General features: G+C 73.2%; 18 protein-coding genes. 11 read left to right on the forward strand and 7 right to left on the reverse strand.

Going from position 1 to position 19,758, the window contains the following annotated elements:
* The first annotated feature begins 59 nt into the window (after positions 1–59).
* From ACZ6B1_RS20355 to ACZ6B1_RS20375, 5 genes are all read left to right on the forward strand, one after another.
* Positions 60–1,223, forward strand: coding sequence for a DUF5685 family protein (locus ACZ6B1_RS20355; RefSeq protein ID WP_468780228.1), 1,164 nt, complete (start codon positions 60–62; stop codon positions 1,221–1,223).
* Positions 1,224–1,667: 444 nt separating this feature from the next.
* Positions 1,668–2,570: a S1 family peptidase gene (locus tag ACZ6B1_RS20360; protein WP_468780230.1), complete on the forward strand. Its 903-nt coding sequence runs from the start codon at positions 1,668–1,670 to the stop codon at positions 2,568–2,570.
* Between the two features lie 383 nt (positions 2,571–2,953).
* On the forward strand, positions 2,954–4,036 hold the full coding sequence (locus tag ACZ6B1_RS20365; protein ID WP_468780232.1) for a S1 family peptidase: 1,083 nt from the start codon (positions 2,954–2,956) through the stop codon (positions 4,034–4,036).
* A gap of 219 nt (positions 4,037–4,255) precedes the next feature.
* Complete coding sequence (locus tag ACZ6B1_RS20370; RefSeq protein ID WP_468780234.1) at positions 4,256–7,756, forward strand: DNA polymerase III subunit alpha; 3,501 nt, start codon at positions 4,256–4,258, stop codon at positions 7,754–7,756.
* Positions 7,753–8,727 carry a DNA polymerase Y family protein gene (locus ACZ6B1_RS20375; RefSeq protein ID WP_468780236.1) on the forward strand — a complete coding sequence of 325 codons (975 nt, stop codon included), beginning with the start codon at positions 7,753–7,755 and terminating at the stop codon, positions 8,725–8,727. Before ACZ6B1_RS20370 ends, ACZ6B1_RS20375 begins: the two co-directional genes overlap by 4 nt.
* Before the next feature lie 19 nt (positions 8,728–8,746).
* Here the strand turns inward: ACZ6B1_RS20375 and ACZ6B1_RS20380 are convergent, their stop codons facing one another.
* Positions 8,747–9,121 (reverse strand): cupin domain-containing protein, encoded by a 375-nt coding sequence (locus ACZ6B1_RS20380; protein WP_468780880.1) that lies wholly within the window; start codon positions 9,119–9,121, stop codon positions 8,747–8,749.
* An 84-nt stretch (positions 9,122–9,205) separates the two neighbouring features.
* On the opposite strand from ACZ6B1_RS20380, the gene ACZ6B1_RS20385 reads away from it, so the two are divergent.
* The gene (locus ACZ6B1_RS20385; protein WP_468780238.1) at positions 9,206–9,652 is read left to right on the forward strand and encodes a MarR family winged helix-turn-helix transcriptional regulator; all 447 of its coding nucleotides are present in this window, start codon (positions 9,206–9,208) and stop codon (positions 9,650–9,652) included.
* A gap of 175 nt (positions 9,653–9,827) precedes the next feature.
* Positions 9,828–10,688, forward strand: a complete 861-nt coding sequence (locus ACZ6B1_RS20390) for a lipase family alpha/beta hydrolase (protein ID WP_468780240.1) — start codon at positions 9,828–9,830, stop codon at positions 10,686–10,688.
* A 59-nt stretch (positions 10,689–10,747) separates the two neighbouring features.
* On the opposite strand, the gene ACZ6B1_RS20395 is transcribed toward ACZ6B1_RS20390, so the two are convergent.
* The gene (locus ACZ6B1_RS20395; RefSeq protein ID WP_468780242.1) at positions 10,748–11,740 is read right to left on the reverse strand and encodes a lytic polysaccharide monooxygenase auxiliary activity family 9 protein; all 993 of its coding nucleotides are present in this window, start codon (positions 11,738–11,740) and stop codon (positions 10,748–10,750) included.
* A gap of 275 nt (positions 11,741–12,015) precedes the next feature.
* Between ACZ6B1_RS20395 and proP the strand changes: the two genes are divergently transcribed.
* Complete coding sequence (gene proP, locus ACZ6B1_RS20400) at positions 12,016–13,512, forward strand: glycine betaine/L-proline transporter ProP (protein WP_468780244.1); 1,497 nt, start codon at positions 12,016–12,018, stop codon at positions 13,510–13,512.
* A 38-nt stretch (positions 13,513–13,550) separates the two neighbouring features.
* On the opposite strand, the gene ACZ6B1_RS20405 is transcribed toward proP, so the two are convergent.
* On the reverse strand, positions 13,551–13,685 hold the full coding sequence (locus tag ACZ6B1_RS20405; protein WP_468780246.1) for a hypothetical protein: 135 nt from the start codon (positions 13,683–13,685) through the stop codon (positions 13,551–13,553).
* A gap of 112 nt (positions 13,686–13,797) precedes the next feature.
* On the opposite strand from ACZ6B1_RS20405, the gene ACZ6B1_RS20410 reads away from it, so the two are divergent.
* Entirely contained in the window at positions 13,798–14,418 is a 621-nt protein-coding gene (locus ACZ6B1_RS20410; RefSeq protein ID WP_468780248.1) for a class I SAM-dependent methyltransferase, read from the forward strand.
* A 37-nt stretch (positions 14,419–14,455) separates the two neighbouring features.
* Here the strand turns inward: ACZ6B1_RS20410 and ACZ6B1_RS20415 are convergent, their stop codons facing one another.
* Positions 14,456–14,956, reverse strand: a complete 501-nt coding sequence (locus ACZ6B1_RS20415) for a ribonuclease FAU-1 family protein (RefSeq protein WP_468780250.1) — start codon at positions 14,954–14,956, stop codon at positions 14,456–14,458.
* Positions 14,937–15,866, reverse strand: a complete 930-nt coding sequence (locus ACZ6B1_RS20420) for a GNAT family N-acetyltransferase (protein ID WP_468780252.1) — start codon at positions 15,864–15,866, stop codon at positions 14,937–14,939. The genes ACZ6B1_RS20415 and ACZ6B1_RS20420 overlap by 20 nt, the downstream gene beginning before the upstream one ends.
* Before the next feature lie 72 nt (positions 15,867–15,938).
* On the opposite strand from ACZ6B1_RS20420, the gene ACZ6B1_RS20425 reads away from it, so the two are divergent.
* Positions 15,939–16,307, forward strand: a complete 369-nt coding sequence (locus ACZ6B1_RS20425; RefSeq protein ID WP_468780254.1) for a GntR family transcriptional regulator — start codon at positions 15,939–15,941, stop codon at positions 16,305–16,307.
* Between the two features lie 2 nt (positions 16,308–16,309).
* Here ACZ6B1_RS20425 and ACZ6B1_RS20430 read toward each other — a convergent pair whose 3' ends face one another.
* A complete protein-coding gene (locus tag ACZ6B1_RS20430) occupies positions 16,310–17,080 on the reverse strand; it encodes a DUF72 domain-containing protein (RefSeq protein ID WP_468780256.1) in 771 nt (256 codons plus the stop codon).
* 59 nt (positions 17,081–17,139) lie between these two features.
* A complete protein-coding gene (locus tag ACZ6B1_RS20435; RefSeq protein WP_468780258.1) occupies positions 17,140–18,234 on the reverse strand; it encodes a DUF5925 domain-containing protein in 1,095 nt (364 codons plus the stop codon).
* Between the two features lie 109 nt (positions 18,235–18,343).
* Between ACZ6B1_RS20435 and ACZ6B1_RS20440 the strand changes: the two genes are divergently transcribed.
* Positions 18,344–19,750 (forward strand): GH39 family glycosyl hydrolase, encoded by a 1,407-nt coding sequence (locus ACZ6B1_RS20440; protein WP_468780260.1) that lies wholly within the window; start codon positions 18,344–18,346, stop codon positions 19,748–19,750.
* The last annotated feature ends 8 nt before the right edge of the window (positions 19,751–19,758 follow it).

A 19,758-nucleotide genomic window follows, 5' to 3' on the forward strand; every position in this document is an offset into this window, starting at 1 on the left:
CGACAGTCGGCCGATACGATGCCCCGGCTCGAGGTCGAGTCACATCACGGGGGATCGGCGTGTTCGGAATCGTAAGGCCGTGCAGTCACCGGCTGGGGGAGGGTCTGAAGACCCAGTGGATGGCGCACCTGTGCGGGCTGTGTCTCGCCCTGCGCCGTGATCACGGTCAGTTCGCCCGCGTCGTGACCAACTACGACGGCCTGCTGATATCCGTCCTGACGGAGGCTCAGGCCGGCCCGGTCGAGGGGTCCCGGCGCACCGCCGGGCCGTGCGCCCTGCGCGGTATGCGGACGGCGTCCGTCGCCCAGGGCGAGGGTGCCCGGCTCGCCGCGGCCGTCTCGCTGGTCCTCGCCTCCGCCAAGGTGCGCGACCACGTGGCCGACCGGGACGGGCTGCTGGCCCGCAGGCCGGTCGCCCTCGCGGCGCGCCGGGTCGCGGCGAGCTGGGGGAAGGCCGGGGCGCACTCCGGCGCGGCCGTGGGGTTCGACACCGGTGTCCTCGTCGACGCCGTCGACCGGCAGATCGGCATCGAGGCCGTGGCGGGGTACGGCACCCCGCTGCTGACCGTCACCGAGCCGACCGAGACGGCGACCGCGGCCGCGTTCGCGCACACCGCCGTGCTGGCCGGCCGGCCGAGCAACGCCGAGCCGCTCGCCGAGGCCGGCCGCCTCTTCGGCCGGCTCGCGCACCTGCTGGACGCCGTGGAGGACCGGGAGGCGGACGCGCGCTCGGGCGCCTGGAACCCGCTCACCGCCACCGGCACCTCCCTCACCGAGGCCCGCCGGCTCGCCGACGACGCCCTGCACGGCATCCGGCTGGCCCTGCGCGAGGCGGAGTTGACCGACGGCAGGCTGGTCCACCTGCTGCTCGCGCACGAGCTGAGCCGCTCGGTGGACCGGGCGTTCGGCGGCCACTCGTGCGGACACGCGCCCGAGGCATCCTTCGGGCCGCCCCCGGGACACCAGGCACCCCCGGCGCCGGGCAACCCGTACGGCAATCCCCTCGGGGGCGAGCCGCCGCGTCCGGACAAGCGGGGCTTCTGGGCCGGGTGCGCGGCCGCCCTGGGGGTGTGCTGCACCTGCAAGGTGTGCTGCGCCGACGAGTACGAGGGCCCCTGGTCCCGGAAGAAGCGCGAGGGCTGGTGCGGCAACTGCGACGGCTCGTGCTGCGAGGCCTGCCAGTGCTGCGAATGCTGTGAGTGCTGTTCGTGCTGCGACTGCTAGGGGACCATCCGGAGGGGTGAATTCCGGCCATGCCAGGGACGGGGGCGGCCGATGGCGAGGATGAGGTGTTCACCGCCACCGGGGTCCGGCGGCCCGGCCGTGGACGGGTGGCGCCGGCGGACGCGGGCGCGGCGCCGTACCCGCCGGTGAACCCGCCTTCACCCTGGCCGGAACCGACCCGGCGCCCCCGGTCGCCGGGCCGTGGGCGGTGTTCGTCGGCGGCTCCTCCCGTGAGTCGGTGTCAAGGGGCCGGTGCGCATAGGTGGTTCAAAGCTTGACGGCCGAAAGGCACCCTTGTGCCGACCGGCCGTTCGGCCGAATACTCCCCCTCAGCGCTTGTCAGGGGCATGAGCATTGTTCGGCACCCCGGACGAGTCCCTGACTGCGCCTCACCGGGCCCCGACCCCACGCGGGCCCTCGACTTCCCCTGGGAGGGAATGCAACGTGAGGATCAAGCGCAACACTCCCCGCAGCGGTACCGCAAGACGGACCCGGCTGACCGCCGTGGCGACCGGCTTCCTGGCCGCGGCAGCGTTCGCCGCCCCCACCGCGAACGCCAGCGACGCCCACACGTTCAGCGCCGGCCAGCTCACCAGGGCGAGCGACTCCGTCCTCAAGGCCGACATCCCCGGCACGGCCTGGGCGGTGGACTCCAAGACCAACCGTGTCGTCGTCACCGTCGACAGCACCGTGTCCCAGGCCGAGATCGCCAAGATCAAGCGGCAGGCCGGCGGCGACTCGGGCGCCCTCGTCGTCAAGCACACGTCCGGCAAGTTCAACAAGCTGATCTCCGGCGGCGACGCGATCTACGCGAGCAGCTGGCGCTGCTCGCTGGGCTTCAACGTCCAGGACTCCAGCGGCAACTACTACTTCCTGACCGCCGGTCACTGCACCGACGGCGCGGGCACCTGGTGGTCGAACTCCTCGCACTCGACCACGCTCGGCTCCACGGCCGGCTCCAGCTTCCCCGGCAACGACTACGGCATCGTGCGCTACACCAACAGCTCGGTGACCAAGTCGGGTGCCGTGGGCAGCCAGGACATCACCAGTGCGGCCACGCCTTCCGTGGGCACGACCGTCTACCGCCGCGGATCCACGACCGGCACCCACAGCGGCCGCGTCACCGCGCTGAACGCGACGGTCAACTACGGCGGTGGCGACATCGTCTACGGCCTGATCCAGACCACCGTCTGCGCCGAACCCGGCGACTCCGGCGGCCCGCTGTACGGCGGTAGCACGGCGTACGGTCTGACCTCGGGCGGCAGCGGTGACTGCACCTCCGGCGGTACGACCTTCTTCCAGCCGGTCACCGAGGCGCTGAGCGCCTACGGAGTCCACGTCTACTAGGACGGGACCGCCTTCCCCGTCCCCGCGGCCGGACGCGGCCGTGACGGCGTCGTGACGGCACCGAGCCCTCGCATGCTCCTGGCGTGCGGGGGCTTCCGTCTGCCCGCCCCTGCCGGCCCGATGCGGAGGATCGAATTCCAGCCAGCGGCAACGGTCACTGTCCGCAGAGCCGTTGCTCGCGCCGGGTGTTTGCAGTGCGAATTCCCTGGGGTGACAGCGAACCCTCAAGCGGGGTGGGGCGCACGCGTCTTCCGTGCGCGCGTCCTGAAGTCGACCTTGTGTGCCCCCTGTGCCGTTCGGAAGAGTGGGCGCCCGTCAACCAGCCTTCCGGCCCGTGCGGTCCCCACAACCCGCGGAGCCGATCCCCCACAGGAGGACGTGAGTTGAAGCACCGACGCATACCCGGGCGGCGGATCGCCGTGGCCGGCGCGGGAATCGCCGCACTGGTCGCCGCGGGAGTCACCTTCCAGAGTGCGAACGCCAGCGAGCCCGCCAAGTCCGCCCCGCAGGCGCGGATCCTGTCCGCCCCGGCGGCCGGAAATCTCGCCTCCACGCTCGTGCGGGACCTCGGCTCCGGCGCGGCCGGCAGCTACTACGACGCCCGGGCGAAGAGCCTCGTCGTCAACGTGCTCGACGCCACGGCCGCGAGGACCGTCGAGGCGGCCGGCGCCAGGGCGAGAGTCGTCGCCAACTCGCTCGCCGAACTCGACGGCGCGCGTTCGACCCTGAAGCAGGACGCGACCATCCCGGGCACCTCCTGGGCGACCGACCCGGTCACCAACAAGGTCGTCGTCACCGCCGACAGAACGGTGTCCGGCGCCGAGTGGACCAGGCTGGGCAAGGTCGTCGAGGGGCTCGGCGGGAAGGCCGAGCTGAAGCGGTCCAAGGGGCGGTACGAGCCCTTCATCGCCGGCGGCGACGCCATCAGCGGCTCGGGCGGGCGCTGCTCGCTCGGCTTCAACGTGGTCAAGGGCGGGCAGCCGTACTTCCTGACCGCGGGCCACTGCACCGAGGCCATCTCGAGCTGGTCCGACTCCTCGGGCGGCGTCATCGGCCAGAACGAGCAGTCCAGCTTCCCGGGCAACGACTTCGGTCTGGTCAAGTACACGGCCCAGGTCGACCACCCGAGCGAGGTCGACCTCTACAACGGCTCCGCCCAGCAGATCACCGGCGCGGCCGAGGCCACCGTCGGCATGAAGGTCACCCGCAGCGGTTCGACCACCCAGGTGCACGACGGCACGGTCACCGGCCTGAACGCCACCGTCAACTACTCCGAGGGCACGGTCAGCGGTCTGATCCAGACCGACGTGTGCGCCGAGCCCGGGGACAGCGGCGGCTCGCTGTTCTCCGGCGACAAGGCCGTCGGTCTGACCTCCGGCGGCAGCGGCGACTGCACCTCCGGCGGGGAGACCTTCTTCCAGCCGGTCACCGAGGCGCTGTCCGCCACGGGCTCGCAGATCGGCTGACCCGCACGACGCCTGCTTTCGAAGTCCCGCCCCCGCGCGCGAGGGGGGCGGGACTTCGTGCGGCCGGCGACCGCGTGTCCGGTCGGCGGGGTGTTTGCGCAGGTGGGAGGGGGGCATCGCGATGTCGCACACTTGTTCGAGATTGGGGGTATGGTGGATGGCGGAGTAGGGAACTGATGTTCGAGAGCCGTTCGAGGCTCACGAGTGCGGGAGGTGCGTGTGCCGGGCTTCGCGCATCTGCACACCGTCTCCGGGTTCTCCCTGAGGTACGGCGCCTCCCACCCGGAGCGGCTGGCCGCGCGCGCCGGGGAACGGGGCATGGACGCCCTGGCCCTCACCGACCGCGACACCCTCGCCGGGACGGTCCGCTTCGCCAAGGCGTGCGCCGCGGCGGGGGTCCGCCCGCTGTTCGGCGTGAACCTGGCGGTGGCCGGGCCGGAGACCGACCGGCGGGAGAGGCGCCGCACCCCGGTGCGGGGCGGTGCCTTCATCGACGAGTCGGCCCCCCGGGCTACCTTCCTCGCCCGGGACGGCGCCCGCGGCTGGGCCGGCCTGTGCGGGATCGTCACCGCGGCGCACGAGGGCGAGGGCACGCCGCTGCTGCCCTGGTCCGGCAACCGCGGCGACGGCCTGACCGTGCTGCTCGGGCCGGGGTCGGACGTGGGCCGCGCCCTCGCCGCCGGGCGCCCCGACCGGGCCGCGCGGCTGCTCGCCCCCTGGCGCGAGGTCTACGGTGACGCGCTGCGGCTGGAGGCCGTCTGGCACGGCCGCGCGGGTACCGGCCCCGGCTCCCTGCGGCTGGCCGCCCGTACCGTCGGCTTCGCTGTCGAGCAGCGGGTCCGGCCGGTGCTCAGCAACGCCGTCCGCTACGCCGACCCCGGTCAGGGGCCGATCGCCGACGTCCTGGACGCCGCCCGCCGGCTGGTGCCGATCGACCCCCGCAAGGAGCTGGACTCGGGCGAGGCCTGGCTGAAGGACGCGCCGGCCATGCTGGCGGTCGCCGAGCGGGTCGTGGAGGCGGCCGGCTACCGGCGCGACACCGCGCACCGGCTGCTGGAGCAGACCGGGGCCACGGCCGCCGAGTGCCTGGTCGACCCCGAGGACGACCTCGGCATCGGCACCGTCCACTTCCCCGAGGCGCACCTCGTGGGCGCGGGCCGCCGCACCGCCCAGCGGGCGCTCGCCTCGCGGGCGGCGGCCGGGATGGTGCGGCTCGGTCACGGCGGCCGGCGCGAGTACTGGGAGCGGATGCACCGCGAGCTGGACATCATCGCCCACCACGGGTTCGCCTCCTACTTCCTCACCGTCGCCCAAGTGGTCGACGACGTACGGGGGATGGGGATCCGGGTGGCCGCCCGGGGCTCCGGCGCCGGCTCCCTCGTCAACCACCTCATCGGCATCGCGCACGCCGACCCGGTCGAGCACGGGCTGCTGATGGAGCGCTTCCTGTCCAAGGAGCGGGTGGTCCTGCCGGACATCGACATCGACGTGGAGTCCGCGCGCCGGCTGGAGGTCTACCGGGCGATCATCGGCCGGTTCGGCACCGAGCGGGTCGCGACCGTCTCCATGCCCGAGACCTACCGGGTGCGGCACGCCATCCGGGACGTGGGGGCCGCGCTGTCCATGGACCCGGCCGAGATCGACCGCGTGGCCAAGTCCTTCCCGCACATCCGGGCCCGGGACGCCCGCACGGCGCTGGAGGAACTGCCCGAGCTGAAGGAGCTGGCGGGGGAGAAGGAGAAGTACGGCAGGCTCTGGGAGCTGGTCGAGGGTCTCGACGCGCTGCCGCGCGGGGTCGCCATGCACCCGTGCGGGGTGCTCCTGTCCGACGCCTCCCTGCTCGCCCGTACGCCGGTGGTGCCGACCAGCGGCGAGGGGCTGCCGATGTCGCAGTTCGACAAGGAGGACGTGGAGGACCTCGGACTGCTCAAGCTGGACGTGCTGGGTGTGCGGATGCAGTCGGCGATGGCGCACGCGGTCGCGGAGGTGGAGCGGGCCGCGGGGGAGCGGATCGACCTGGACGCGGTGGCGCCGGGCGACCCGGCGACGTACGGGCTCATCCGGTCCGCCGAGACGCTGGGGTGCTTCCAGATCGAGTCGCCGGGCCAGCGGGACCTGGTGGGCCGCCTGCAGCCGAGCACCTTCCACGACCTGGTGGTCGACATCTCCCTCTTCCGGCCGGGACCGGTCGCCGCCGACATGGTGCGGCCGTTCATCGAGGCGCGGCACGGGCGGGCGCCCGTCCGCTACCCGCACCCGGACCTGGAGGCGGCGCTGAAGGACACGTACGGGGTCGTCGTCTTCCACGAGCAGGTCATCGACATCGTCTCCGTCCTGACCGGCTGCGGGCGCGGCGAGGCGGACCGGGTCCGGCGCGGTCTGTCCGACCCGGAGTCGCAGGGACGGATCAAGGTGTGGTTCGCACAGGCCGCGGCCGCGAACGGATACGACGCGGAAACGATCCGGCGGACCTGGGAGATCGTCGAGGCCTTCGGCTCCTACGGCTTCTGCAAGGCCCACGCCGTCGCCTTCGCCGTACCGACCTACCAGTCGGCATGGCTGAAGGCGCACCACCCGGCCGCCTTCTACGCCGGGCTGCTCACGCACGACCCCGGGATGTACCCCAAGCGGCTGCTGCTGGCGGACGCGCGGCGGCGCGGGGTGCCGGTCCTGCCGCTGGACGTGAACGTGTCCGGAGTCGCACACAGGATCGAACTGGTGTCTGAATCGGGAGTGTGGGGACTCCGGCTCGCCCTCAGTGACGTGCACGGCATCAGTGAGGCCGAGGCGGAGCGGATCGCGGCCGGGCAGCCGTACGCCTCCCTGCTGGACTTCTGGGAGCGGGCCCGCCCGAGCCGCCCGCTCGCCCAGCGGCTGGCCCAGGTGGGCGCGCTGGACGCGTTCGGCGCCAACCGCCGTGACCTGCAACTGCATCTGACCGAGCTGCACCGGGGCGCCCGGGGCGGCGGCGGGGGCCAGCTCCCTCTCGCCGGGGGCCGGAAGACCGCCTCGGCCGGCCTGCCCGACCTGACCCCGCAGGAGCGGCTCAGCGCCGAGCTGGGCGTGCTGTCCATGGACGCCTCGCGCAATCTGATGGACGACCACCGGGAGTTCCTCGAGGAGCTGGGCGTGGTGACCGCGCGCCGGCTGCGCGATGTCCGGCACGGGGAGACGGTGCTGGTCGCGGGCGCCAAGGCGGCCACCCAGACCCCGCCGATCCGGTCCGGAAAGCGGGTCATCTTCTCCACGCTGGACGACGGCACGGGCCTGGTCGACCTCGCCTTCTTCGACGACTCCCACGACGACTGCGCGCACACCGTCTTCCACTCCTGGCTGCTGCTGGTGCGCGGCGTGGTGCAGCGGCGCGGCCCCCGCAGCCTCAGCGTGGTGGGCTCGGCCGCCTGGAACCTCGCCGAACTGCTGGAGGTGCGCCGCGCGGAAGGCCTCGACGGGGTCGCCGCCCTCCTCGCGGGGCCGCCCGGCGGCGCCGCGGACGGCCCCGCGCCGCGGGACGGCGGCGGTCCGTCCCGGGCCCGGACCGCCGGTTCGGACGGGCTGCCCCGGCCGGCCGGTTCGGCGGCCCGGGACCCGGTGGAGGGCCGGACGATCCGCATGTCCACGGGGTACGAGATGCACCCCTGGGCCGATCTGCGCCCCGCGGGCGAAGGGCCCGCGGTGGGAAGGAAGTTGTGGCACCAGAGTCCGGGGAGTGCGGGATGACCATCCTCTGCGTACGTTTCCAGCTGCCGCCGATGTACGAGACGGCCCTGCCCGGCCTGCTCGGGCTGCTGGAGGAGTTCACCCCGGTCGTGGAGGCGCTGCCGCCGGACGGGGCACTGGCCGACCTCCGGGGCGCCGAACGGTACTTCGGGCGCAGCGCGGTGGAGCTGGCCTCGGTGATCCGGGTCCGCGCCCTCGCGCTGCACGGCGTCGACTGCGCGATCGGCGCCGGACCGGGCCCGATGCTGGCCCGCATGGCGCTGCGCGACGCCCGCCCCGGCGTCACCCGTGCCGTCCCCGGGGAGCCGGACGCCATCGCGGAGTTCCTCGCCGGCCGGCCCGTGGCCGCGCTGCCCGGCGTGGGCCAGGCGACCGCCCGCACCCTGTGCGAGTACGGCCTGGACACGCTCGGCCGGGTGGCCGACGCACCCCTGTCCACGCTCCAGCGGCTGATCGGCGCGAAGGCGGGCCGCGAACTGCGCGAGAAGGCGAACGGCGTCGACCGCGGCCGGGTCGTGCCGAACACCGTCTCCCGGTCGCTCGCCGCCGAACGCCCCTTCGACCTCGACGAGCTGGACCCCGGCCGGCACCGCAGGGCGCTGCTGTCGGCCGCCGGGGAGATCGGGGCCCGGCTGCGCGCGGTGGAGAAGGTCTGCCGCACCCTGACCCTCACCGTGCGCTACGCCGACCGCACCTCGACCACCCGCAGCCGCACCCTGGCGGAGCCGACCGCGCACTCCGCGGCCCTGACGCGGGCGGCCTACGGCATGTACGAGGCGCTCGGCCTGCAGCGCGCCCGGGTCCGCGCGCTCGCCCTGCGCGCCGAGGGCATGACCCCCGCCGATCAGGCCGCCCACCAGCTCACCTTCGACCCCGTGGACGAGAAGGTCCGCCGTATCGAGGAGGTGGCGGACCGGGCCCGGGCGAAGTTCGGGCCCCGGGCGGTGATGCCGGGGACGCTGGCCGCCTGAACTCCCCGGCGTCACCGGCTCAGTTGGCCCACGGCGGGGTGATGAGCGTGCCGTCGGCCAGCCTGGCCGTGAGGCCCACCGAGGTGGTGACCCAGGAGATCGCGGTGTGGTCGGTGGGGTTCTCCACGGTCAGGGTCGCGCCGGCACCGACGATCACCGTGTCACCGGCGCGCACGCGCTCGGTCTCGCCGTCGAGGGTGATCAGCAGTTCGCCGACGAGCAGGTGGAGGATCTCCTCCCGGTCGACGGTGTGGGCCGGTGCCCTGGTCCCGGCGGGGATCTCGCCCCGCCACGCGCACAGCTCCCTGCTCCCGGTGAGCGGGGTGGCGTACGAGACGAAGCGGGCGCCGTGGATCTCATGGGTCACGGCCTCGGCCGAGCGGACTACGGGCATGGTGGTCTCCGTCCAAGTGGTCAAGTGGCTTGACTATATGGTCAAGCTGCTTGACCTGTTCGTCAAGGGTGTTTCAATGCCCCCGTGCAGAACTCCGACGCCATGGCCCTGTCCGCCGCCCTGCTCGCCGTGGCGGGCGACCTCACCCAGCGCATCCACGACGGGGTCGTGGCCCGCGGCTTCACGGATCTCCGGCCCGCCCACGGCTTCGCCTTCGCGCGGCTCGCGCCGGACGGTGCCACCGTCACCGACCTCGCCACGCATCTCGGGGTGACCAAGCAGGCCGCCAGCCAGCTCGTGGAGGAGATCGTGCGCAAGGGGTACGCCGAGCGGCGCCCGCACCCCGCGGACGCGCGGGCCCGGCTCGTCGTGCTCACCGGGCGCGGCCGGGAGTGCACGCGGGCCGCGGAGGCGGCGGCCGCCGAGGTGGTGGGGGCATGGGCCGGGCTGCTGGGCGAGGGGGAGATCGCCGCGCTGCGCGAGCGTCTGCTGAGGATCGCGCCCCACGGCCCTGTACGGCCTGCCTGGTGACGGTCCGTCAACGCGGGGGCGGAGCCGTGGTTATCACTGGAAGTTTTTACTGACGCGTAACTTCACAGCTGCACTACTCGCCCGTAACTTGACGAGTGAACAGCATCCTCGTGATCCGGATCACAGGGACAGGTCGCCCCGCCGCACCTCCCTTGAGCCGCAAGGAGATCACACGATGCTGCCCTGGAAGCGAGTGCTCAGACCCCTCACCGCGCTGCTCCTCACCGCCGCCGTCGCCGTCGTCCCCGCCGCCGCCGCGCACGCCGACACCGCCCCCAGCTCGGGCTGGAACGACTACTCCTGCAAGCCCTCCGCCGCCCATCCCCGCCCGGTCGTCCTGGTCCACGGCACCCTGGGCAACTCCGTCGACAACTGGCTCTCCCTCGCCCCGTACCTGAAGCACCGCGGGTACTGCGTCTTCTCCCTCGACTACGGCCAGTTGCCCGGCGTCCCCCTCTTCCACGGCCTAGGCCCCATCGACAAGTCGGCCGAGCAGCTCGCCGCCTACGTCGACAAGGTGCTCAGCGCCACCGGCGCCGCCAAGGCCGACCTCGTCGGCCACTCCCAGGGCGGCATGATGCCCCGCTACTACCTGAGGTTCCTCGGCGGCGCCGCCAAGGTGAACGCCCTCGTCGGCCTCGCCCCCGACAACCACGGCACCGACCTCGGCGGACTGACCAACCTGCTGCCCTACTTCCCGGGCGCCGCGAACCTGATCAAGGCCACCACCCCCGGCCTCGCCGACCAGGTCGCCGGCTCCGCCTTCCTCGCCAAGCTCAACGCGGGCGGCGACACCGTCCCCGGAGTGCACTACACCGTCATCGCCACCAAGTACGACGAGGTGGCCACCCCCTGGCGCAACCAGTACCTGAACGGCCCGGACGTCCGTAACGTCCTGCTCCAGGACCTGTGCCCGGTCGACCTGTCCGAGCACGTGGCGATCGCCCTGTTCGACCGGATCGCCTTCCATGAGGTGGTCAACGCCCTCGACCCGGCCCACGCCTCCGCCACCACCTGCGCGTCGGTCTTCAGCTGACGTGTCACCGGGGCCCGTCCGGCCTGAGCCGCCGGACAGGCCCCGGAGTTCCGCCGGGCTCAGCGGCCCGGCCGGCCGCCCGCCGCGCGCCGCCGGACCGAGAGGAACAGCGCCGCCGAGCCGAGTGCCAGTGCCGCCGCCCCGCCGATCGCGACGTACGAGGTGCCGGTGGAGGCGCCCGTCTCGGCCAGGTTCCGCGCGGTACCGGCGGCCTTCGGCCGGCCCGCCCCCGCCACCGCCGCGGTGGGCCGCGCGGACGTGCTCGCGTCGTCGTCCCCGTGCCCGTGGTGCTCGATCGTCGACCTGCCGGAGCCCGCCTCGATCTGCTCGTCGGACGGCGCGGAGGCGTTCGGCGCCGGGGTGGAGCCGTTGCCGGCGGAGCCGCTGCCGGGGGTGTCGTCCCCGGAGGTACCGGTGCCACCGCTGCCGCCGAAGTCCACGTCGGAGCAGGAGTAGAAGGCCTCCGGGCTGTCCGAGCGCTGCCAGACCGCGTACAGGAGCTGCCTGCCGGTGCGCTCGGGAAGGGTGCCGGTGAACGTGTAGAAACCGCCCGAGGGAACCGGGTCGGTGGCCGTCGCGACCGGGTGCTCCAGGTCCAGATCGGACCAGGCGAGCGGCTTCGACGGGTCGTAACCGGACCTGGTCGCGTACACCTTGAAGGTGCCCTTGTGCGGGGCGGTCACCCGGTACTTGAAGGTGTACGCCCCGCTGCGCACGCTCGTCGCCGGCCAGTCGGAGCGGGCCAGGTCCAGCCCCTTGAACTCGTCGTTCCCGGCGCTGCACAGCCTGCCGTCGGGAATCAGCTCCCGGTGGCGCCCGGCGGCGTCACCCATCCGGATGCCGTTCCAGTCGTAGAGCGCCTGGGTGCCGCCCGCCGCGACGGCCGCCCGGCATGCCGCCGACCCCGGGCTCTCCGGGCCCTCGGCGTAGCACTGCGCGACCCGGCTGACCGGGTCGCCCATCGAGCCGTGCGCGGACGCGGGCACCGCGGCGAACGCGGCCGCGCCAAGGGCGGCGACGGTGACTGCGGCGGCCTTGCGGCGTGCGGGCATGGGGGAACTCCTTGGAACGGTCCTCTGGGGGCGGGTCGGATCCCGTGGGGTGTCGAAGCTAGCCCCGGGGAGCCGTGAAATCGCCTGCTGGGAGCGGTTCCGGGAGATCCTTATGGTGGCGTTAAGGGAGGGCTGAGGCTGGGCTCAGGCAACCACGGGGGCGCCGCGACGGCCGTGACTCGGGGCGATCGGGCGAACGCGGGGCGAAGTGGGCCGTTTGAGCGCGTGACATCGGTACAGGCGGAGGTGGTACGACGGCGAAAGGAACCTGTTTCATGGCGGCGACCGGCCACGACGAGTCTGTGGACCACGCTGCGGTCAGGCGTCACCGGGCGCTGTTCCGCGCGATCGAGCGACGACGCAACCCGAAGCTCCGCCGCAGCGACATCACCGTGACCGACGAGGCAGCGGTCAAGCGCGCCACCAAGGCCGCCGCCCTCGGCAACGCGATGGAGTGGTACGACTTCGGGATCTACAGCTATCTCGCCTCGACCATCGGCGAGGTCTTCTTCCCCTCCGCGAGCGGTACCGCCCAGCTGCTCAGCTCGTTCGCGACCTTCGCGGTCGCCTTCCTCGTGCGCCCGCTCGGCGGCATGGTCTTCGGACCGCTCGGCGACAGGCTCGGCCGCAAGCGCGTCCTCGCCGCAACCATGATCATGATGGCGGTGGGGACCTTCGCCATCGGCCTCATCCCCTCGCACGCCGCCATCGGTCTCTGGGCGCCGGCGCTGCTGATCCTGTTCCGGCTGGTGCAGGGGTTCTCCACCGGCGGAGAGTACGGAGGCGCGTCGACCTTCATCGCCGAATACGCGCCCGACAAGCGGCGCGGCTACTTCGGCAGCTTCCTGGAGTTCGGCACGCTCGCCGGGTACATCGGAGCCTCCGGCCTCGTCGTCGTCCTCAGCGGCCTCCTCAGCGACGACCAGATGCTGCACTGGGGCTGGCGCATCCCGTTCCTGGCCGCGGCCCCGCTCGGCCTCATCGGCCTGTACCTGCGGCTCAGGCTCGACGAGACCCCGGCCTTCCAGAAGCTGGAGGGCGGCCAGGTCAAGGCGAGCGAGGCCGCCGACGCGGTGGAGACCTCGGCCGCCGGAGACCTCGGCAAGATCTTCACCCGCCACTGGCGCCCGCTGCTGCTGTGCCTCGCGCTCGTCGCGGCGTACAACATCACCGACTACATGCTGCTGTCGTACATGCCGACGTACCTGTCCGACGAACTCGGCTACCGAACCAACCACGGGCTGCTGATCCTGCTGGTGGTGATGGTGCTGCAGATGTGCGTCATCAACCAGGTCGGACGGCTCTCGGACCGCTTCGGACGCAAGCCGCTGCTGATGACGGGCATGCTCGGATTCCTCTTCCTGTCCGTGCCGTCCTTCCTGCTCGTCCGGCAGGGGGGAGTGGTCCTCATCACCCTGGGCCTGGTCCTGATGGGCCTCTCCCTGGTGGCGATGCTCGGCACGATGTCGGCGGCGCTCCCGGCGATCTTCCCCACCCACGTCCGCTACGGCTCCCTCGCGGTCGCCTACAACCTCTCGACCTCGCTCTTCGGCGGCACGACTCCGCTGGTGATCACCGCACTGATCAGTGCCTTCGGCACCAACCTCATGCCGGCCTACTACGCCACGGCCGCCGCCGCCGTGGGCGTCGTCGCCGTCCTGTGCATGAAGGAGACGGCCAACGAACCGCTGGCCGGCTCCCCGCCCTCCGTCGAGACGGAGGAGGAGGCCGCCGAACTGGTCCAGGTCCAGTTCTCCGACCCCAGGTTCTGAGCCCGTGACAGTCCGCTCGCCCGGGGACGGCGGGCCGTCTAACCGTCGGGCCACCAGGTGCGTGCGATGTCCCTTCGCACCTCGGGACGGCTCGCCGGGCGCTCCTCCGCCTCTTCGCGGAGCCGGCGGCTGTCCGTCCTCCTCAGCGGCTTCTGCACGGTCACACGGCGCATGGCTGCCTCCTCACAGTGCCTACCGGGTTCCGCGTTGCCACGGAGGTAGACCTTTTGGGGAGACTTGCTCATCGATGCCGGATTGTCAGTGGCGGATGTCACTCTCCCGTACATGACGAACGAGAGTGACCAGCGGGCCGCGCCGGACGCCGAGGTGGACTGGGACGCGCAGGCCGCTGCCTTCGACGAGGAGCCGGACCACGGCCTGCGCGCCCCCGAGGTGCGTGCCGCCTGGGCGGACCGGCTGCGCGACTGGCTGCCCGCAGACCCCGCCGACGTCCTCGACCTCGGCTGCGGCACCGGCAGCCTGTCGCTCCTCGCCGCCGAGCAGGGACACCGGGTGACCGGGGTGGACAGTTCCCCGGCCATGGTCGAACTGGCCCGCGCCAAGCTCGCCGGGCACGACGCGGCGGTCCTCCGGGGAAACGCCGCGTCACCGCCGGTGGGCGGGCGGAGCTACGACGTGGTCCTGGTCCGGCACGTGCTGTGGACGCTGCCCGACCCCGCGCGCGTCCTGCGCCACTGGCGCACCCTGCTGCGGCCCGGCGGCCGGTTCGTGCTGGTCGAGGGCGTCTGGGGGACCCTCGGCCCGGTGGGCATACCCGCCGCCCGGCTCGTGTCCCTGCTGGAGCCGGTCGCCCTCCGCACCCGGGTGGAGCGGTTGTCCGGCGACCCGGCGCTGTGGGGCAGGGCCGTGGACGACGAGCGGTACGCGGTGCTGGCCACCGTGTAGCGGCGGGCGGGGCCGGGGCCTGCGGGGCCCGGCGGTCTCAGGCCAGCAGGTCGTCGAAGCCGCCCTCGCGGGCCAGCCTCTCCAGTTCGTCCAGCGCCGCCACGGCGGCGGACGCGGCGCCCGGGTCCCGCTCCGCCAGCCCGCTCTCGGCGAACTCGTCCTCGTCCAGCCGCCGTACGTCCCGGCCGTCGGCCGAGCGCCACAGGTCCAGGTCGAGGTCCTCGACGACCAGTTCGGTGCCGGACCGGGTGGCCGGCCGGGTGATGTCGCAGTACCAGCCCTTCAGGGTGCCGTCCCCGGCCCGGACCTCCTTCACCGAGTACCACCGGTCCAGCCAGTAGTGCTCGGTGAACACGTCACCCGGCTCGAAGCGCACGAACCCGAAGTCGCGCACGCCCTCGCCCGCCCACGAGGCCCGTACCGAGACGCGGACGCCGTCCTCGCGCAGCAGCTCCGCCGGATAACGGATCTTCGTACGGCCGCCCTTGACCAGGACGACCTCCACCCGGCCGGTCGGCTCAGCCGGCGGTGCGGACATAGCGCACCTCCGACGCGCAGATCGCGTACCCGAGCCACTTGTTGATCGCGATCATCGGGTCGTTGCCGGCGTCGTTGCCCGTGAAGGCCTCGGTGATGCCGGCGGCGCGGGCCCGGTGCAGCGAGTGGATCTTGGCCAGTTTGGCCAGGCCACGACCGCGGTGGGCGCGCAGGGTGCCGGTCATCGAGGTGGTGTAGCGGGTGCCGCCGTCGGTGTAGGCCACGGTGAAGGCGACCGGCCGGCCGTCGACGACCGCGGCGGTGGTCAGCTCGTGGTTCAGCAGCGGATGCCGCCAGTTCTGCTCGAGCCAGGCGTCGTAGTCCGTGAACTCGATGGGCACCATGCCCGGTTCGTCGGTCACCGTCGCCGCGTCCAGCTCGAACAGCGGGCGCGGGTCGTCCGCGAAGTCCGCGGCCGTGCGCAGCTCGACGCCCGGCGGGGTCTCCGGGATCGGCGGGAGGGTGCTGTTCGCCAGGTCCAGGCGGAGGAAGTGGGCCGGGCGCCCCATGGTGTAGCCGTTCCGCTCGGCGAAGGCACGGTTGGCGGGCTCGTCGAGGACCCAGGTGTAGAACTTGGTCGCGCCGACGGCGTCGAGGTGCTCCTCGGCCGCGCGGACCAGCAGCCGGCCGGCCCCCCGGCCGGTCCGGTCCGGGCGGACGTAGACGTTGAGGAAGCCCTGGCCCGGCTCCGGGCTGTCGTGCGCCAGGGACACCCCGGCGGCGCCGATCACCTCGCCGTCCTCGACGGCGACCAGCGAGCGGAAGCGGGCGTCGGGATGGCTGTGGGTGACGAGGTGGCGGACCGATTCCGGGGTGAACAGGATGTACGGCAGGGCGAGATGGCGGACCCGGGCGTAGCCTTCTGTGTCGGCCGGGACGTCGAGGCGCAGATCGCGCACGATCACTGTCATGGGGAGGCACCGTACGGGCCGGGCCCCCGGGGGTGCCTCCCATTTTCCGCCGGGTGCGGGACAATCGGCCCTGTGAGCCTGAAGATCCACATCGATGACAGCGCGCCGCCGTACGAGCAGGTACGGGCGCAGATCTCCGAGCAGGCACGGTCCGGGGCCCTGCCGGTGGGCTACCGGCTGCCCACCGTGCGCGGGCTGGCCGAGTCGCTGGGGCTCGCGGTGAACACGGTGGCCAAGGCGTACCGGGCGCTGGAGAGCGACGGGGTGATCGAGACGCGCGGCCGCAACGGCACGGTCGTGGCGGCCGCCGGCCCGGCCGCGGTGCGCGAGGCCGCGTCGGCCGCCCAGGCCTACGCGGAGCGGGCGCACCGGCTCGGGCTGGGGGAGGAGGACGCCCTGGCCGCCGTACGGGACGCCCTGCGGGCGGCCTACGGGGACTGAGGTCATGGGAGCCGCGCCGGTTCCGGTGTCCGGGTCACCGCCAGGCCCGCCCGGCGCGCCGCCCCCGCGAACGTCACCGCGTCCCGGACCGCCGCGCCCCCGGGATCGTTGTTGAAGTACGCGTACACGTCCTCCCCCTCGGACCAGGTCGTCGCGATCCGGTCCACCCAGGTCTCCAGGGACCGCCTGCCGTAGCGCGGCCACGGCTGCGCGCGCCCCTGGTGGAAGCGGACGTAGCCCCAGCCGGTGGTGCGCCACAGCGGGGTGACCGGGCGGGCCAGGACGTCCGCCCAGCACAGGGCGGCGCCCCGGGACGACAGCACCTCGCGCACCTCGGCCGTCCACCAGGAGTCGTGCCGCGGCTCGACGGCGACCCGTGCGCCCGGCGGGAAGCAGGCCAGGCAGGCGTCCAGCAGGGACGGGTCCCCGCGCAGGGTCGGTGGGAGCTGGAGGAGGACCGGGCCCAGCCGGTCGCCCAGGCCCGCCGCGTGGGTCATCAGCCGGTGCACCGGCTCCTCGGGCTCCTTCAGGCGCTTGATGTGCGTCAGATAGCGGCTGGCCTTGACCGCGACCACGAAGTCCGGCGGCACCCGCACCCGCCAGGAGGCGAAGTTGTCGTACGAGGGCAGCCGGTAGAAGGCGTTGTTGATCTCCACGGTCAGGAACCGGCGCGTGTACTCCTCCAGCCACAGCCGCGCCGGAACCCCCGCCGGGTAGACGACGTCCCGCCAGTCCTTGTACTGCCATCCCGAGGTGCCGACGAACACGGTCATACGGCCATGAAAGCACCCGGAACCGCTGCCCACAGGTCCGCCGGGCACGGGTCCGCCGGCTACAGGTACAGCCCCGCGTCCGCCCCCTCCCGCGCCCCCGGCACCGACGTCGGCGCCGTGCCCCGGCGCAGCGCGTACAGCTCGGCCAGGGTGGCGCCCTCCCGGCCGACGCCCTCCTCGGTGCCGAGCCAGCCGACCGCCTCGGCGCGGGTCAGCGGGCCCACCTCGATGCGGGCCAGACAGCGGCCGGGCCGCACCACGGCCGGGTGCAGCCGCTCCAGGTCCTCGTTGGTGGTGACGCCGACCAGGACGTTGCGGCCCTGGCCGAGCAGGCCGTCGGTGAGGTTGAGCAGCCGGGACAGGGCCTGGCCCGCGGTGTGCCGGGCCTCGCCCCGGATCAGCTCGTCGCAGTCCTCCAGCAGGAGCAGCCGCCAGCGGCCCTTGCCCGCCGCGTCCTCCTCGCCGATCGCGATGTCCATCAGGTAGCCGACGTCGGAGAAGAGCCGCTCCGGGTCGAGCACGCAGTCCACCTGGCACCATTCGCGCCAGGAACGGGCGAGTGTGCGCAGCGCGGAGGTCTTGCCGGTACCGGGCGGCCCGTGCAGCAGGAGCAGGCGGCCGGCGATGTCCTCCGGGGTCGTCTTCATCAGGCGGTCCATCGCGTCCGCGACGGGCGCGGTGTAGTTGGGCCGGACCTCGTCCCAGGTGCCCGCCGAGATCTGCCGGGTGGTGCGGTGCGGGCCGCGGCGCGGGGAGACGTACCAGAAGCCCATCGCCACGTTCTCCGGCTGCGGCTCCGGCTCGTCGGCCGCGCCGTCCGTCGCCCGGTCCAGGACCGTCTTCGCCAACTCGGCGCTGGTCGCGGTCACCGTGACGTCCGCGCCCCGGTTCCAGCGCGAGACCAGCAGTGTCCAGCCGTCGCCCTCGGCCAGGGTGGCGCTGCGGTCGTCGTCGCGGGCGGCCCGCAGCACCCGGGCACCGTCCGGCAGCAGGGTCGCGCCGGAGCGCACGCGGTCGATGTTCACCGCGTGGGAGTACGGCTGCTCGCCCGTCGCGAAGCGGCCGAGGAACAGCGCGTCGACGACGTCGGACGGCGAGTCGGAGTCGTCGACGTGGAGCCGGATCGGCAGAGCGTCGTGTGGGTTCGCAGACATGCCGCCATGATCCGGCACCGATGCCCTCGGCGCACGGCATTTCCGCCCCTTGTCCGGGTGTTCCCCATACCTGCCGCCACCCCGGATCCCGCGGTTACTGTGGTCCTTGATGGGACGTCATGAGTGGTCCGCGGGGCGGTGGCGGCTCACCGCCCTGCTCGGTGTGTCGGCGGCCGTGCTGGCCCTGCTGGTGACCCTGCTCGGCACGCTGAACGGGGGCGGCGCGGGCACCTCGCGCGACGGTGACCGGGCGCACGGCACGCCCACCACGGCGCGCGGGCGCCCGGAGTCCGCCGTGGGGTGGGGCTTCACCCACACCCAGTACAGCGCCGACGAGGGCAGCGCCACCGCCACCGGGCGGGTCGCCGCGCGGCTGGCCGGGGACCGCGGGCTGCCGCAGGTCCAGGCTCTGATGGGCTGGGGCGCCGACAACCCCGAGCCGGTGAAGGGGCATTACGACTTCGGCGCGATGGACCGCCGGGTCGGCTTCATCCGCGACTCCGGCGGCACCCCCGTCATCACGCTGTGCTGCGCGCCGGACTGGATGAAGGGCGGCAGGGCCGGCGCCGGCAACACCGACTGGAGCCGGGCCGCCCTGGAGACCGCGCCCACCCCGGAGCACTACCGGGACTTCGCCGACCTCGCCGCGACCGTCGCCCGGCGCTATCCCGACGTACGGCACTTCATCGTCTGGAACGAGTTCAAGGGCTTCTGGAACGACGGCGGGCGCCGCTGGGACTACGAGGGCTACACGAGGATGTACAACCTCGTCTTCAAGGCCCTGAAGAAGGTCGACGAGGACATCATGGTCGGCGGCCCGTACCTCGTCATGGACAGTCTCGACCCGCGGGCGGAGAACGCCTCGGCCCGCTTCCGGGGCCCCTGGGGCGCCATGGACCGGCGGGTCCTCGACGCCTTCGGCTACTGGAACACCCATCGGGCGGGCGCCGACTTCGTGGTCGTGGACGGCTCCAGCTACACCAACGACGGCGCACCGCTGCCCGACGAGTTCGCGGCCACCGACAAGCTCACCGCCGTGAGCGAGTGGGTGCGCCGGCAGACCCACGACCTGCCCCTGTGGTGGGCGGAGTACTACGTCGAGCCCGCCGACGGCGACGGCGGGCGCACCGGCTGGTCCGAGGCCCACCGCCTCGCCGTCCACGCCACCGGGATGATCGCCATGGCCAGGGGTGGCGCCGACTCCGGCTTCTACTGGAACCCCGAGGACGAGAAGGGCGCCGGCTGCCCCGGCTGCCTGTGGACGCCGACCAGCGGCGCCGGCGGCGGGCGGGAACTGCCCATGTACGGACTGCTGTCCAGGTTCCGTCGGGCGTTCCCGCCGGGCACCCGGTTCGAGACCGTGTCCGTCGCCCCGGACGACGTCCCCGGCGTGCGGGTGCTCGCCAGTGCCGGGACCGTCCTGGTGGTGAACACCCTGAACCGGCCGATCAGCGCGCGGGTCGACGGCAGGAGGTTCGCCCTGCGCGCCTACGAGGTGAGGTGGCTGACCCGCTGAACCACCCC

The sequence above is a fragment of the Streptomyces sp. NPDC041129 genome (assembly GCF_055592265.1).

Coding starts and splice junctions, on each gene's coding strand:
- ACZ6B1_RS20375 (WP_468780236.1), top strand. CDS start 7,753: ATGACCATCCTCTGCGTACGTTTCCAGCTGCCGCCGATGTACGAGACG.
- ACZ6B1_RS20380 (WP_468780880.1), bottom strand. CDS start 9,121: ATGCCCGTAGTCCGCTCGGCCGAGGCCGTGACCCATGAGATCCACGGC.
- ACZ6B1_RS20390 (WP_468780240.1), top strand. CDS start 9,828: ATGCTGCCCTGGAAGCGAGTGCTCAGACCCCTCACCGCGCTGCTCCTC.
- ACZ6B1_RS20395 (WP_468780242.1), bottom strand. CDS start 11,740: ATGCCCGCACGCCGCAAGGCCGCCGCAGTCACCGTCGCCGCCCTTGGC.
- proP (WP_468780244.1), top strand. CDS start 12,016: ATGGCGGCGACCGGCCACGACGAGTCTGTGGACCACGCTGCGGTCAGG.
- ACZ6B1_RS20405 (WP_468780246.1), bottom strand. CDS start 13,685: ATGCGCCGTGTGACCGTGCAGAAGCCGCTGAGGAGGACGGACAGCCGC.
- ACZ6B1_RS20410 (WP_468780248.1), top strand. CDS start 13,798: ATGACGAACGAGAGTGACCAGCGGGCCGCGCCGGACGCCGAGGTGGAC.
- ACZ6B1_RS20415 (WP_468780250.1), bottom strand. CDS start 14,956: ATGTCCGCACCGCCGGCTGAGCCGACCGGCCGGGTGGAGGTCGTCCTG.
- ACZ6B1_RS20420 (WP_468780252.1), bottom strand. CDS start 15,866: ATGACAGTGATCGTGCGCGATCTGCGCCTCGACGTCCCGGCCGACACA.
- ACZ6B1_RS20430 (WP_468780256.1), bottom strand. CDS start 17,080: ATGACCGTGTTCGTCGGCACCTCGGGATGGCAGTACAAGGACTGGCGG.
- ACZ6B1_RS20435 (WP_468780258.1), bottom strand. CDS start 18,234: ATGTCTGCGAACCCACACGACGCTCTGCCGATCCGGCTCCACGTCGAC.
- ACZ6B1_RS20440 (WP_468780260.1), top strand. CDS start 18,344: ATGGGACGTCATGAGTGGTCCGCGGGGCGGTGGCGGCTCACCGCCCTG.